General features: G+C 73.5%; 9 protein-coding genes and 1 pseudogene. 5 read left to right on the forward strand and 5 right to left on the reverse strand.

Annotated elements, in window-relative coordinates; all coding sequences use genetic code 11:
* Positions 1-74 precede the first annotated feature (74 nt).
* The gene (locus LL648_RS20685; protein WP_232664273.1) at positions 75-2,600 is read right to left on the reverse strand and encodes a condensation domain-containing protein; all 2,526 of its coding nucleotides are present in this window, start codon (positions 2,598-2,600) and stop codon (positions 75-77) included.
* Between the two features lie 395 nt (positions 2,601-2,995).
* Here LL648_RS20685 and LL648_RS20690 point away from each other — a divergent pair, with 395 nt between their 5' ends.
* A complete protein-coding gene (locus tag LL648_RS20690; RefSeq protein WP_232664274.1) occupies positions 2,996-4,582 on the forward strand; it encodes a hypothetical protein in 1,587 nt (528 codons plus the stop codon).
* Between the two features lie 230 nt (positions 4,583-4,812).
* Positions 4,813-5,019 carry a histone-like nucleoid-structuring protein Lsr2 gene (locus LL648_RS45280; RefSeq protein ID WP_232664275.1) on the forward strand — a complete coding sequence of 69 codons (207 nt, stop codon included), beginning with the start codon at positions 4,813-4,815 and terminating at the stop codon, positions 5,017-5,019.
* A 26-nt stretch (positions 5,020-5,045) separates the two neighbouring features.
* Here LL648_RS45280 and LL648_RS20700 read toward each other — a convergent pair whose 3' ends face one another.
* A complete protein-coding gene (locus LL648_RS20700; protein ID WP_232664276.1) occupies positions 5,046-5,711 on the reverse strand; it encodes a 23S rRNA methyltransferase in 666 nt (221 codons plus the stop codon).
* 54 nt (positions 5,712-5,765) lie between these two features.
* Positions 5,766-5,948: pseudogene (locus LL648_RS45785) on the reverse strand (putative RNA methyltransferase); the annotation flags it as partial.
* A gap of 246 nt (positions 5,949-6,194) precedes the next feature.
* Between LL648_RS45785 and LL648_RS20705 the strand changes: the two are divergent.
* Complete coding sequence (locus LL648_RS20705; RefSeq protein WP_232664277.1) at positions 6,195-6,452, forward strand: hypothetical protein; 258 nt, start codon at positions 6,195-6,197, stop codon at positions 6,450-6,452.
* Positions 6,453-7,020: 568 nt separating this feature from the next.
* Here LL648_RS20705 and LL648_RS20710 read toward each other — a convergent pair.
* Both LL648_RS20710 and LL648_RS20715 read right to left on the reverse strand, forming a co-directional pair.
* Positions 7,021-8,454: an L-fucose/L-arabinose isomerase family protein gene (locus LL648_RS20710; protein WP_232664278.1), complete on the reverse strand. Its 1,434-nt coding sequence runs from the start codon at positions 8,452-8,454 to the stop codon at positions 7,021-7,023.
* Entirely contained in the window at positions 8,451-8,813 is a 363-nt protein-coding gene (locus LL648_RS20715; RefSeq protein ID WP_232664279.1) for an L-rhamnose mutarotase, read from the reverse strand. Before LL648_RS20715 ends, LL648_RS20710 begins: the two co-directional genes overlap by 4 nt.
* 199 nt (positions 8,814-9,012) lie before the next feature.
* Between LL648_RS20715 and LL648_RS20720 the strand changes: the two genes are divergently transcribed.
* Together LL648_RS20720 and LL648_RS20725 are read left to right on the forward strand one after the other, a co-directional pair.
* Entirely contained in the window at positions 9,013-10,305 is a 1,293-nt protein-coding gene (locus tag LL648_RS20720) for an MFS transporter (RefSeq protein ID WP_232664280.1), read from the forward strand.
* Between the two features lie 5 nt (positions 10,306-10,310).
* On the forward strand, positions 10,311-14,138 hold the full coding sequence (locus tag LL648_RS20725; protein ID WP_232664281.1) for a hypothetical protein: 3,828 nt from the start codon (positions 10,311-10,313) through the stop codon (positions 14,136-14,138).
* The last annotated feature ends 90 nt before the right edge of the window (positions 14,139-14,228 follow it).

A 14,228-nucleotide genomic window follows, 5' to 3' on the forward strand; every position in this document is an offset into this window, starting at 1 on the left:
CCCCACCGTTTTGCCAACCTGCACACCCGAAACGGTGTGCAAGTTGGCAAAACGGTGGGGGAGTTCGGGCCTGCTCAGCAGGCCTGTGCCGGCTGCCAGATCCGGCGTGCGGAGGCGAGGACGCCGGTGTACCGGCTGGGCGTCGTCATGGCGGTGGGTGTCACGTGCGTGGCAAGGGGTGCAACCGCACTCGGAGCCGCCCCATCGCCGGCCGGCTCGTCGACGAGCTCCAGCGTGCCGTCCGCGTGCCGGCGGGCCCGCTCGCCCGTGCGGACGAGGTACCGGCCGGTCCCGAGACCGACCCCGAGACCGCCGAGGTGGAGCTCGCCCACGGCGCCGGGCGGCACGGGCACACCGGCCGGGTCGAGCAGGTGGGCCTCGACGTGCGGGAGCGGACGTCCGACGGGCAGGTGGCTGCCGCCGTGGCGACCGCCGGCGACGGTGCACATGACCGTCGCGCAGCCGGCCGCTTCGGCCGGGCCGCGGCGGTGGACGAACGTGACGCGCTGGCGGGTCGCCGCCGCCCACGCCCGCAGCGTGGGCAGCGCCACCCGGCCGCCGTTGACCGTCATGGTGGTCACCGGCCAGTCGTGCGGCACCCGGAAGTCGCCCGCGGTCAGCGCCGCCGTCCAGGCCTCCCACGACCCGAGCGGCGCGTCCACCGCGGTGACACCGAGCCGGCCGCAGAACCGCACCAGCCTGCGCGCGTCGAACGCGGCGGCCCCGGGGTGCAGCACCAACGCGGCGCCGGACGTCAGCGCCGAGAGCATCGCGGCGATCCCGGCCTCCGTCGAGAGCGGCCGCAGCAGCAGCACGCGCTCGCCCGCGCCGAAGCCCGGCGTCGCGCGCAGCGACGTCGTGAGCCGGGCGAGCGCGGAGTGGTCCATCGTCAGACCGGAAGCGCCGAACACCAGCGCGAGCCCGGCGGGGACGGCGGCCGGGCGTGCCGGGGCGGCGGCCCTGCCCATCGCCTTGTTGCCGAGCACGGCGTCGGCGCCGTTCCCACGGAGCAGCGCCGCGTGCCGATGCGGCTCGTCGGGGTCGAGCGGGAGCGCGGCGGCACCGGCCGTGAACGCGCCGAGCAGCCCCGCGACGGCGTCGAACCCGGCCGTCTGCGCCACCCCGACCAGTCCGGCACCGCGCACCTGCTCCGCGACGAACGCGGCCATCCGGTCGAGGTCGCCGTAGGTGAGGGTCTCGCGCGGGGTGATGATCGCCGGTGCGTCCGGCTGGTCGGCGACGATCTCGTGGAAGCGCTCCAGCACCGGCGTCGCGACCCGGGCCGGCGACGCCCCGACCGGGGGCGGGCGGTGCCCGTCCGGCAGCGGGACGGCGGCGGGGTTCCGGTCGAGGTCGGTCGTCATCGCGACGAGCATGCGTGCGACGTGGTCGAGGAACCGTTCGATCGCCGCACGCGTGTACCGGTCGCCGGAGTACTCGCAGGTCAGCTCGGTGCGCTCGGCGACCGTCACCTGCAGGGTGAGGTCGAGCGGGCCGGTCGGCGCAGGGAGCGGCCACGGCTCGCGGAGCAGCCCGGCGACCGGTTCCGTCGGCGCCGGACGGCGCAACACGAGTGCGGTGCGGAACGGCGGCCGGCCGCCGACCGGGAGAGCGTTGTTGGCCAGGGCGCTCAGGGTCGTGGCCCGCAGCTGGGCGAGCAGCTCGCGCCACGTCGCCCCGGTGAGGTCGGCCCTGATCGGCAGCACGGTCTCGTACGGGCCGACCGAGCGGTCGAGGCCCGGGAGGCAGCGGTCGCTCGTCGGCATCCCGATCACGACGTCCGGCTCGCCGGTGTGCCGCGCGAGCGCTGCCGTCATCGCGGCGGCGAAGAGCACCGACGGCGAGCAGCGCTGCCGGCGGGCGACCCCGAGCAGTGCCGCGGACAGCTCCGCGTCCAGCTGCAGGGTCGCGCGCCCGGCCCGTGCGGGCGCGCCGGGCTTGCGGGCGGTGTCGGCGGGCAGGGTCGACTCGGTGGGTGCCCCGGCGAGCCGCTCGGCCCAGTAGTGCGTGCCGGGGGAGCGGTCGCGACGCGTGTCCCACCGGACGTACTCGGGGAACTGGACGGGTACCGGCTCGAGCCGGCCCCGTCCGTAGAGGGCGAGCAGCTCCTCCTCCAGCAGCGCGAGCGAGTGCTCGTCGCAGACCATGCGGTGCAGGCTCCACACCAGGACGTGGTCGTCGGCGCCGATCCGGACCAGCCCGACGCGGTGCAGCGGGGCCGGTCCGAACGGCAGCGGCTGCTCGGCGAATGCGTCGACGAGCCGGCGCGCGGCGTCGAGGGGACGCACGTGCTCGCTCAGGTCGACGAACTCCAGCGGGCTCGCTGTCGGAGCTGCCAGAACCAGCTGCACCGGCCCGTCGTCGGTCTGCCGGACGGCGGTGCGCAACGCAACGTGGCGGCCCACCAGCGCCACCAGCGCGGCGTCGAGCGCCACGCGGTCGAGCGGCCCGCGCAGGCGCCGTGCCGTCCGGCAAAGGACCGAGGTGCCCGCGGCACCCGAGCGGTGCAGCGCGAAGATCCGGCGCTGCTGCGCGGTCAGGGGTGCGGCCGTCGTGACGGCCGTCAGCGGGACGGGCTCCACCAGGCTGGGCAGCAGCACTGGGCACCTCCGGAGGTCGGGGACGCGCGGGGATCGGTGCGACGGGTGGCGCGCACTGCGGCCGGCGGTCATGCCGGCCGCGGGCACCGCGGGAACCAGGGGCGGTCCGACGGACCGGGCCGGTGCGGCGCGGGCCGGTCCGCGCGCGGGCGCCACCGGCAGGCGATGCGCCTCACGGTCCCTGCTCTGTCGCGATGTCAGCCACGGTGCTCCCCACCAAACGGTGCACATCACGCTAGGGAAGGCCGCCTCAACCGCGCCTTAAACAGGTGACAGATCGAGCTGAAAGCAGGCGCCGTCGGGGCTTTCGGCGCTGTCGGTGGCGTCCACTACAGTGCGCCGTCGTTCGTGGGCCGTCGTTCGGGGGAACCGGCCGTGATGCCGCGGGGGGATCTGTGGGCACGTATGCAGCGGTGATCGGTGCGTCGGTCGAGGACGTGCGCGCCGCCGTCCGAGGTGCGGGGTTGGGCGGGTGGCTGCTGGAGAGCCCGGACGGGCCAGACGGCCCGGGCGTCGTGACGGTGCTGCCCGACGTTCCCCGCCGGGTGAGCGTCGACGCGCTCGCCGGCCAGCTCGCCGAGGTCGTGATGGCGCTGGACGTGCCGGCGTGGCTGCTCGTCGGCGACGACGAAGAGGTCGCGGAGTTGGGGGTCGTCGACCCGTCCGGCCGGCAGGGCGCGATCGGCTGGTCGGTGCACTGGTTCCCGCCGAGCGACCCCGTGGAGTACTTGGCCGCCCGGAAGGCGTGGGACGCCGACGCCGAGTGGATCGCGCAGGTGGGTGGGCGGCCGGAGGCGGCGCTCGCGCTGGCGTCGGTGCGCAACGACCCGATGCCGGCCGATCTGCAGGCGGCCGTCGACGCCGCGCTCGCCGCGGACGGAGCCGCGGAGACGCAGCAGGAGATCGAGATCGCCTTGTACCGCGAGCCGGTGAACGCCGTGCTGGCCAGGGCGTGCCGTGCGGTAGGCATCTCCACCTCGGGGATCGGGCACTCGGCGCTGGAGCGCGGTGCGGGGGGAGCGGAACGCGTCGAGCCGGGCCGCGGCGACCGCCCGCGCGGCCGGACGTCGCCGGGGGTGCTCGCCGAGGTGCGCCCCGGCGACCTGCGTCCCGGCGACCTGCGCCCTGGTGACTCGGCGATCGGCCGCGACACCGCCGTCGTGCTGCTGCCGCACCCGGCGGGCGAGGTCCGTGAGATCGCCGTGCTGACGAAGGTCGCCGGCTGGGTGCTGCCCGTCGGGGAGGGCTGGTCGGCGCTGGTGCCGGAGTTCGACCCCAAGCGGCGCCCCGACGAGCTCGTCGCCGCGCTCACGACCGCCACCCGCAAGTCCGCGATCGCGCTCTGGTGGGGCCCGTGGCGTGCGGGGTTCCTCGCGACCCGGTCCGGGCGGCGCCGCGGTGGGCACGAGTGGCGCTCGTCGTCGAGCGGTGCGGCGCCGTGGTCGCCGTTCGAGGCCGAGGCCGAGGTTGCGGTCGAGAAGCTGGCCACCGCCTTCCCGTCGGCGGCCGAGAACGCCGTCGACCTGGTCGAGCTGCTGACGACCACCGCGGAGCCGCGTGCCGCGCTGGACCGGCTGGCGGCGCTGCTCGACCTGCCGCGGCTGCCGGGCCAGCTGGGCAGCGCGCCGGCGGCGGTGCACGCGTGGGCGGCCGGTGCCGATGGATCGGTGCGCCTCAACCCGATGTCGTTCACCGGCCGCATCGCGGAGGCGGTCGCGCTCGACGACGCGCTCGACTACGAGCGGGCCCGCGCGGCCGGCGGCAACGGGCTGGTGGTCTGGTACCTGAGGGTCCGTGCCGAGCGGCCGGTGTGGTTCCGGGTGCTGTGCGGGCTCGCGGGTGCGGTGATGGTCGGCTACGCCGCGCTGGTGCTCACCGGCGTCGACCACTCGATCGGCATCCTGCCTGCGGTGATGGTGCTGTTCGGCGGGGTTGGCGCGTTGTCGTACACCCAGCGGCGCGACGTCGGGCCACCGGCCTGAATGGATCTCCGACGGAGACGGCACCCGCGGTACGTCATGTCTAATGTAGATTGACGGCTTCCGGATTCTGTCGTAGAACTCATGCAGGCTCGCTCGACGACGAGCCGGTGCGCGCATCGAAGCCGCGTCGGCGCGCGGGTTCGGATGTCTCCCCGGAATGCGGAACGTCCCGTCGATGCCCCTGCGCAGATGCTCCCCTGCGCAGACGCCGCTCCGAGGAGGACGACGAAGTGACTCGGCAGACGACCGTGACCCTGGTGGACGATCTCGACGGCGGGGAGGCCGTCGAACAGATGACCTTCGGGCTCGACGGGCACCTCTACGAGATCGACCTCTCCGCGGCGAACAGCGCCACCTTGCGCGAGGTGCTGGCCCCGTACGTCGCCGCCGGCCGGCGCAAGACGTCCAGGCCGGCCGCCGGCCGCCGCTCGACCTGAGGGTTCGTCTGCGTGCCGGCCCGCGGTCAGCTCGGTCGCAGCACCGTCACCTCCATCGCGGCGCTCACCCCGACCACGGCCGGCAACTCCGCGGCGGTGGCGAGCAGGCGGGACGGGTCGAGGTGGCGGGCGTTGGGGCCCATCGCAACGGCAGCCTCCACGTCGTCCCGGTCCAGCGCCAAGCGCCACGACACGACCTGGTGGGCGACCCGCTCGAAGGCCCTGAAGGCTTCGCTCATCCGCTCGGCCTTGCGCGGGTCCACCCCGATGGTGCCGACGAGATCACGAAGCTCTTGCAGGTGCTCCGGAAGAGCGTTGGCCACGATCACCACGCCGTCCCTCTTCAGAACGCGCCGGATCTCCGCGGCCGGACGCGGGCCGAAGACGCTGAGCACGACCGCGGCGGACTCCGAGATCAGCGGAAGCGGTCGCCACACATCGGCAGCGACGGCCGCCGCTCGCGGATGGGCGCGCGCGGCGCGGCGCAGCGCCGCACTCGAGAGATCCGTGGTCAGGCCCCACGAGTCCGGACAGGCGTCGACGACAGGCGCGAGGTAGTGCCCGGTCCCGCCGGCGAGATCGACGATCAGCCCGGGGTCGGATGGCGCGTTCTCCACCGCGAGCGCGGTGACCGTCGAGCGCAGGGCCCGGTAGTGATCCCGACCGAGGAAGCGCTCGCGGGCGGCCACCATGCCGGGTCCGTCACCGGCATGGCGGTGGCGCCGGTGGCCGGTGATCAGCGAGGCGTAACCCTGGCGAGCGATGTCGAAGGAATGCCCCGACGAGCACTCGACGCTGCGGTCCGCGCAGCGCAGCCCGGCCGAAGAGCAACTGGGGCACCTCAGCCACCCAGCTACAGCGGCGAGTGCCGGGGGTGTCTCCCGGGTCGGTGAGGAGCCGGCCTGCCGGCCGGCGATGTTCGATTCCACGTCCGCGTCGTCCCTGGAAGGTCGAAGGGGAACGCGGCGGTGACACGTCTGCTCGTCGGGTCCATGTCGACACGCGTCAGAGGCCGACCGGACTCATACCCGGTCGGCGGAGTGCACCGCCTCAGGCGGTGCGGGGACGCTTCGTCGGGAACAGACCCATACGCGGAGCTTAACCAGCACGTTTGCCGGGCGCAGCGGTGGGCAAACCTGCTCCGCCGGTGCTGCGCCGGCGAGGAGGGCTGATCAGTGACGATCGCGTCGAACGTGCCGAACTCGGCGGGGCCGGGATCGGTCGGCAAGGTGTGCCTGCACGCCTCCCACCAGCTGCGCCGCCGGGCGCTGCGGCAGCAGGACCGCTCGGAACAGCAGGTGCTGCTGGCCGTGGGTCAACTGCTCGACTGCATCGGTCGCGACCTGCCAGCCGGATCGGAGGCCGGGCCGGTCGGCCGCGCCGTGGTGCGGTTCGTCCAGCGGCTCGACGCGATCGAGGGGCAGCCGCGTTGAGCGGTCGGCTCGCTGCGCTCGCCCTGTGCGGCGCGTGGGGAAGGTCAGGAAGGTCCGCCATGACCCTCCGGGCCGCCACGAGGGATGTGAATCCGTGCTGGGCGCGGCACTCGGGGGTACGGCTGTGGTGGGGTCGGTGAACGAACGGCACTTTCGTCCATACCTAGTGGACGAAAGTGCCGTTCGTTCACTTCCGGCCCGACGGGTGGGTGCACGGACTGCCGGCGCAGGGCGCTCGTGCACAGGTTGATGGTGCCGTGCACACGTTCGAACCTGTGCACGAGGAGTCGAACCTGTGCACGACCGACCCGGGCCCGACCCGGGCCGCGACGGCCGGCCGGTCGGGATGTGTGCGTTGCGCACGCGAGGGCAGGAAAGCCACTTTCCTGCCCTGTGAGGGCCTGAAAGTGGCTTTCCTGCCCTCTCCACCTCACCTCGTCGCCCGGAACGCGCGACTCACTGTGCCGAAGGTGTCGACTCACCGTGCCGAAGGTGTCGACTCACCGTGCCGAAGGTGTCGACTCACCGTGCCGAAGGTGTCGACTCACCCGCTCACCCCGGCTCGCGCTCAGGACGCGACGCGGACCTGCACGAACTCCAGCTCCAGCAGCTCGGCGACGGCGGCCAGGTCCGCCGCGCGGTGGCCGGTGCCCAGCGCCCAGTGGTGGTCGACGCCGGAGGCGCTCCAGGCGTCGACCCACTCGCCGGGGTCGCAGCCGAAGTCGACCCTCGACGTCGTGTTGCCGATCTCGAGCAGCGGTCCGGGCACCACCTGGCCCTCGGCGACGACCATGACGTAGCGGCCGTCGCGGCGCTGCCCCAGCCCGCACACGGTGACCGGGCCGTGGTTCACGTCGAACTCGACGGACACACCCCAGCCGCGTTTCCCGTGGTAGACGCCGAGCCCGCGCAGCAGCGGGCGACGTGAGCTGATCGCGAGGTGCGCGGGGCCGTCGTGGCCCATCTCCACCACGCCGTCGACGAAGTTGAGCGCCTGCAGCTCGGTGAACGAGCCGCCCGCTCCGAGCCTGTCCATCACCAGCATCGCGATCGAGTTGCGCAGCTCGTACTCGCCGGCGGCCGGAACGCCGCGCGCGGTCAGCAGCGACGCGCCGAGGATCATTCCCGCGCCGAGGCGTTCATGCTGCTCGCCACCGAGACCGCGGTGGTAGTAGGCGATCGAGTCGAGCGCGAACTCGTCGACGAGCCGGTCGAGCCCCACCGAGACGCGTGCGCCCCACGCCAGGTCGTCGGGGTTCACACCGGCGTCGATGTCGAAGACGTCCTCGACGAGCGCGATGCGGTCCTTCACCTCGTCGTCGGTGACCCCGTCGACGCGGACCCGCAGGTCGTCGAGCTCCAGCACCTCGACGTGCCCGCCGAGCTGCGTCGTCACGGACGTCAGGTCGGTCGAGACGTCGAGCATGCCGGGGTAGAGGTGGCCCATGAGCCCGTGGCGGCCGTGGCGCAGCGCGCCGCGGACCCCGGCGGCCGCCACCCAGCGCCCGATGCGGGCCCACGCCCGCTCGTCCTCCAGGTAGCCGGAGACCGACCGGAACGCCACGCCGGCGCGTTCGAACGCGTTGGCCATCTCCGGCAGCGGGCACGCGCCGCAGTACGCGAGCCAGGCGCCGGTGTCGAAGGACTTGTGGTCCATCTTCTCCGTGGGCTGCAGGTTGATCAGCAGAACCGGCGATCCGCTGCGCTGCGCGACCGGCACCAGCATCGACGCCGTCATGTACGTCGTCAGGAAGCCGATGATCAGGTCGCAGCCCGCGGCGCGGAGCCGTTCGGCGGCGGCCGCGCCCTCCTGCGCGTCGGAGATGAACCCGACGTCCACGACGTCGACGTCGCCGAGCTCGCGCACCCGCTGCGACACCCGTTCCGCCGAGCGCCGCAGCTGCGGCAGCAGGTCGGGGAACTGCGGCCAGTAGGCGCCGAGCCCACCCGCGACCAGCCCGATCGTCGTCCGGCGCGGTGGCACCCTGGTGAGCGCGGTCATGGCGACCCCTCCTGCACTGCCGAATGTTCTGCGGCGAGCTGGGACTCGAGGTGGAAGACCTCGTCGAGCACGAGGAAGGACTCGTCCGGTGCCCTGCCGTCGAGCCCGGTGAAGAACGTAGCCATCTCGGCCTGCCACCGCGCGTTGACGTCGGTCGCGGCCATCGCGCGCTGCGCGGCCGCCAGGTCGTCGCACTCGACGTAGCCGACGAGCAGGCCGTCGTCGCGCAGGTGGAGCGAGTAGTTGCGCCATCCGGCGTCGCGCAGCGCTGCCAGCATCTCCGGCCACACGGCGCGGTGTCGTTCGCGGTACTCCGCCAGCCGGTCGGGTCGCACCTGGAGCAGGAAGCAGTAGCGCACGGCGGGATCTCCTGATGAAACGTTTCACTCCGCGGTGCCGGGAACGATAGGGCTGGCAGCGAGGACCGTCAAGATGGACCGATGTTCGGGCTTGTGGACCTCATTCGGCGTGGCTATGGTCCTGCGCTTAATACGTTTCAACTCTGTAGTCGATCAACGCCAGCGCCGAGTCCGTCGATGATGACGAGGAGAACGGCCCATGAGTTCACCTGACGCCGTAGGGATCGAACCCGATGAGGACGGCGCCACGATCAGCAAGCAGCAGTGGAAGTGGTCGGCGCTCGCCGCGATGGCGTCCTACCTCGACGCCGGCTCGATCGTCGCGCTGGGTGCCGGCCTCACGCTCTTCCAGGCCTACCTCGGCCTGAGCAGCTTCGGGGTCGGCGCACTCGCGGCGATCGGTCCGAACGCGATCGGCTGCGCGGTCGGGGCGTTCATCGGCGGTCGGCTCGGCGACAAGCTCGGCCGCAAGCGCATCTACAAGTGGGACCTGCTCGTCTACGCGTTCGGCATCCTGCTCATCGCGCTGGCGGTCGACCCGGTGATGCTCTTCGCCGGCACCTTCATCGTCGGCGTGGCGGTCGGCGCGGACGTGCCGACGTCGCTCGCGCTGGTCGGCGAGCTGTCGCCGGCGAAGGGCCGGGGCCGGCTGATCGGGCTCACGCAGGTGGCCTGGAACCTCGGGCCGGTCGTGGTGCTGGTGATGGCGCTCGTGCTCTCGCCGCTGGGCCTGCTCGGCACCAGAATCGTGTTCCTGCAGCTCTTCGTGGTCGCGCTGATCACCTGGGCGATGCGCAGAGGCATGGTCGAGTCGGCTCGGTGGACGGCGGCCTCCGGCGCGGCCAGCGCCCTCGGCAGCCAGGTGAAGGAGCTCTTCCGCGGGCCGAACCTGCGTGCGCTGGTGTGGACGGGAACGATCTACACGTTCTGGGGGCTCGCCGCGGGCACGGCGGGGATCTTCACGCCGTACGTCGTGGAGACGCTGGGCGCCGGGACGCAGGCGGCCGGTGTTGCGCTCTCCTGCGCGGGCTTCGTGATCGGCATCCTCGCGACCGTCTTCATCTTCATGCGGGTCAACGACCGCAGCTACGCCACCCGCCGGACGATGTGGGCCACCGGCGCGGTGCTGCAGGTCGCGTCCTACGCGCTCTACCTCGTGCTGCCGTTCAGCGTGCCGGTGGTGATCGCGAACATCGTGCTGTTCGGCATCGGCGCCGCGCTCGCCGGCGAGCCGACGTACAAGGTGTTCAGCCAGGAGCTGTTCCCGACGATGCTGCGCGGCACCGCGCAGGGCTTCACGTTCGGCGTCGCGCGCACGGTGCTGGGCATCTGGAGCTTCTTCGTGCCGATCCTCGCGGCCGTGGAGATCGGCCCGGTCGCGTTGCTGCTCACGGCGTTCCTGCTGGTCAGCGGCATCGTCGGGTACTTCTGGATGCCGGACACCGCCGGCAAGTCGCTGGAGCAGATCGAGCGGGAGCGCGCCGCGACGTGACGGGCGTGACCCCTGAGGATCTGCTGGCGCGGTTCACCGACCCACGGCCCGAGTACGGTCCGTTGCCGATCTGGTGGTGGAGCGGCGCGAAGGTCACCCGGGAGCGGCTGCGCTGGCAGATGGAACGGCTCGTGGCGGGCGGGGTGCGGCAGGCAGTCGTGCTCTGCCTCGCCCCGACCGGGCCGATGTTCGGGTCGGTCGCCGACGACCCGCCGTTCCTCTCCCCGGAGTGGCTGGAGCTGTTCGACCAGGCCTGCGCCGACGCCGCCGAGCTCGGGTTCACGTTGTGGATGTACGACCAGATCGGGTTCTCCGGCGCGAACCTGCAGGGCAGGCTGATCGCGGCAGAGCCGGGGTTCGCAGGCTCGGCGCTCTTCCGCACGCGCGGCAGCGGCACGGACGTGACGCTGCGGCCGCCGCCGGGGCACACCGCGCTCGCGGCGTACGCGATCGCCGGCGGGGTGCGCGTCGACGTCCCGATCGTGGACGGCGTCGCGGAGTGGGCGGGTGCGCCGGCCGAGGTGACGGTGGTGCACGCGGGCCGCAGCGGCTTCGACTACTTCGACGAGCAGGCCTGCGCCGCGCTGCTCGACCAGGTGCACGGCACGCTGGAACGGGCGGTGGGGCGCTGGTTCGGCAGCAGCATCGGCGGGTTCTTCCAGGACGAGCTGCCGCCGATGCCGACGTGGGGCCGCGACTTCGCCTCGACGTTCGCCGAGCGGTACGGCTACGACCTGCTGCCGCGGCTCTGGGCGCTGTGGGAGCCCGACGGCTCGCCGGAGGCTGCGGCGGTGCGGCGCGACTACCACGAGCACCGCGCCACGCTGGCCCGTCGGGGCTTCTTCGACCAGCACGACTCGTGGTTCGCCGAACGCGGCCTGACCTGCGGTTTCGACCAGGCGTCCCCGGCGAGGGAGGGCGACCCCATCGGCGGGGTCCGCACTTACGGCGACTACCTCGGGCTGCACGCCGGGTACGGCGCGCCCGGCAGCGACCACTGGGGCGACGCGAAGGTGCACAGCTCGCTCGCGCACGCGAACGGGCACGAGCGGGTGTGGATCGAGGCGTTCCATTCCTCCGGCTGGGGCGGCACGCTCGAGGAGACCTACGACTGGCTCTCCGCGTTCCTCCGCCGCGGCGCCACGCTCTACGACCCGCACGCCGTCTACTACGCCACCGTCGGCGGGTGGTGGGAGTGGGCGCCGCCGTCGACGTGCTGGCGGCAGCCGTACTGGCCGTCCTACGACGTCTTCGCGACGGCGGTCGCGCGCGTGTGCTCGATGCTGACCGCGGGCCGGCACGTCTGCGACGTCGCGTTGCTCTCGCCGACGAGCACCGCGCAGGCGCACCTCACGCTGGCCGGGCCGCTGCCGCCCGCCGTGCTGGCCGAGCGGACGTTCCGCGAGCTCAATGGCGTCAACTCGTGGCTCACGGAGCGGCGTGGCGTGCTGGAATCGGCCGGGATCGACCACGACGCGCTCGACGAGGCGACGATCGCGCGCGGCACCGTCGTCGACGGCGGCCTGCGGATCGCGGACGAGACCTACCGGACCGTCGTGGTCCCATCGGTGAGCATCTTGCTCCCGGCCGCGGCGGAACGGCTCGCCGAGCTCGCGGCGGCGGGTGGGCGGGTGGTTGTGGTCGGAGCCGTTCCGGACGCGCTTGCGGGCGTCGCGGGGCTGGTGGCCGTCGACGCCGCGGCCGCGGTGCCGGACGCCGTGCTGCGCGGGCCCGTCCAGGTGTCGGCCGACGCACCGTTCGTCCTGCGGGCGGCAGGGTCGGCGCACGTCGTGGCACTGATGGCGCACGACGGGCAGAGTGGGACGGTCGCGCCGATCCTCGATTTCGAGGGCTCCTGGGTCGACAGCGGCTTCGACTGGCAGGAGTACAACGACCGGCTGCGCACGACGGGGTACCGGTTCGTGCCGCCGCGGGGCCGGACCGCGACCGTCCGCGTGACCGGGATCGAGCGGCCGCGTGCGCAGAGCTGGTCGCCCGGCAGCGGGCGGCGCACGGAGCTGGCCGTCGTGGCGTCGGACGGCGGCTGGACGGTCGAGGTGCCGTTCGACGACGGCGCGGTGGCGCTGCTGGTGCTCGCCGAGCACCTGCCGGAGCCGACGGCGCAACCGCTGGGACCGGTGACGGAGACGGTCGCGGTCGTGGGGCCGTGGACCGGGCTCGCCGAGTCGACGCTGGACAACCGCTGGGGCGACCTCGCCGCGGCCGATCGCACGGGGACGCTCCCGATCGAGGTGTGGCAGCTGGAGCACGCCGTTGCAGGCGGGTGGGCGCCGGTGACAGCGGGCTTCGGGCCGTTTGCGCAGGTCCGGCACGGGGGCGGGGAGTGGGAGCCGGCCGAGTGGTCGCTCTCGCGCGGCATCCGCAACGACCCGGTGCACGCCGAGACGCTGGGGCCGAAGGGCGTGGTGCCCGAGGAGTTCCTCGACCGGCGGGCCGTCGCCGCCGGTGACCGGCTCGACGTGCGCACGCACCTGGAGCTGCCGGACGTCGACGGGCTCGCGCTGATGGTCGGCGCCGGTGCCGCGCGGCGGGTCCGGGCAGGTGGGATCGAGCTGGCGGTCGTCGGCGAGGGGCACCAGTCGTTCAGCCCGCTGCCGCGGGAGCTGGGCGGGCGCACGGTGCTCGTCGAGATCGAGTTGACCGCTGAGCGGGACGGGCCGCTGCGGGCCGGGTTCGCGGTGGTCACCGACGTCGAGGCGGCGCGGCGGCCGGAGTGGCTGCGGCCCGGTGGGCCGGCCGTTCCCGGCGACGCCGGCGAGGTCACGGTGGACGTCGAGCTCGCGGCGATACCTGCCGACGCCGAGATCCAGGTCGGGTCGAACGGGTCGTGCGCGGTGGTCGTCAACGGGGTCGAGGTGGGCCTGCAGGGCGACTTCAACCCGTACCCGGAGCACCGCGAGATCCGGGTGCACAGCAACGACGTCGGCACGCACCTGCGGGCCGGCTCGAACATGATCACGTTGCGGCTGACGGAGCACGGCGGCGACCCCACGGCGGCGACGCTCGACTCTGCCGGGCTCGGCCTCGTGAGCGGCAGTGCGGGCTGGCGGGCGACGCGGGACGGCCGTCCGGTGCCGCTCGTGGCGCGCCGGTGGCACGGCGGCGACCCCCGGTTCGTGTGCCAGCGGCCCCGGTCGCACCCGCTGCCCGGCGCGGCGTGGCTCGATCCCGCGGTCGCGTCCGGCGGGGTGGTGCTGCCGCTCGTGCCCGACATCGCGCCGGGTGGGCCGCGGACGGAGACGTTGCGGATGCTCGCGCCACCCGGAACGGTCGGGCTGCGGATCCCGACGGCGCTCGACGTCGTCGTCGAGGTCGGTGGTGCGGAGCACAAGCCCGACGCAGGGGGTCGGGTGCGGTTCGCGGCGCCGGTGCGCGGGCCGGTGCTGCTCCGGTTCGCCGCGGCAGGCGGGCGACGCGCGGGTGCGCTGCTCGACGGCCCGGTCGAGGTGGAGGTCGTGGCCGCCGAGATGCCGCTCGTCCCGTGGGCGGAGCTGGGGCTGCGAGCGCTCGGCGGACAGGTCACCTACACGACGTCCGTGCAGGTCGAACCCGGTGGGCGGACGGTGCTCGACCTCGGCGAGGTGCGCGGGACCGCCGACGTCTCGGTGAACGGCGTGCTCGCCGACCGGCTCGTCTGGGGGCCGTGGCGCACGGAGATCACCGGCCTGCTGCGGCCCGGCGCCAACACGATCGAGGTGGTCGTGCGCGGCACGCTGGCCGGCTACCTCGACGACGCCTCACCCACGTCCGGCGTCTACGCGGGCCAGGTGCGCACCGGCCTGCTCGGCCCCGTCACCCTGCACACCCACTAGCCCCCAACGATGGGGGATTGCGCCGAAGTTGCCCACCGTTTTGCCAACCTGCACACCCTGAACGGCGTGCAGGTTGGCAAAACGGTGGGG

The organism is Pseudonocardia sp. TRM90224, assembly GCF_021245725.1.
Classification (GTDB): domain Bacteria; phylum Actinomycetota; class Actinomycetes; order Mycobacteriales; family Pseudonocardiaceae; genus Pseudonocardia.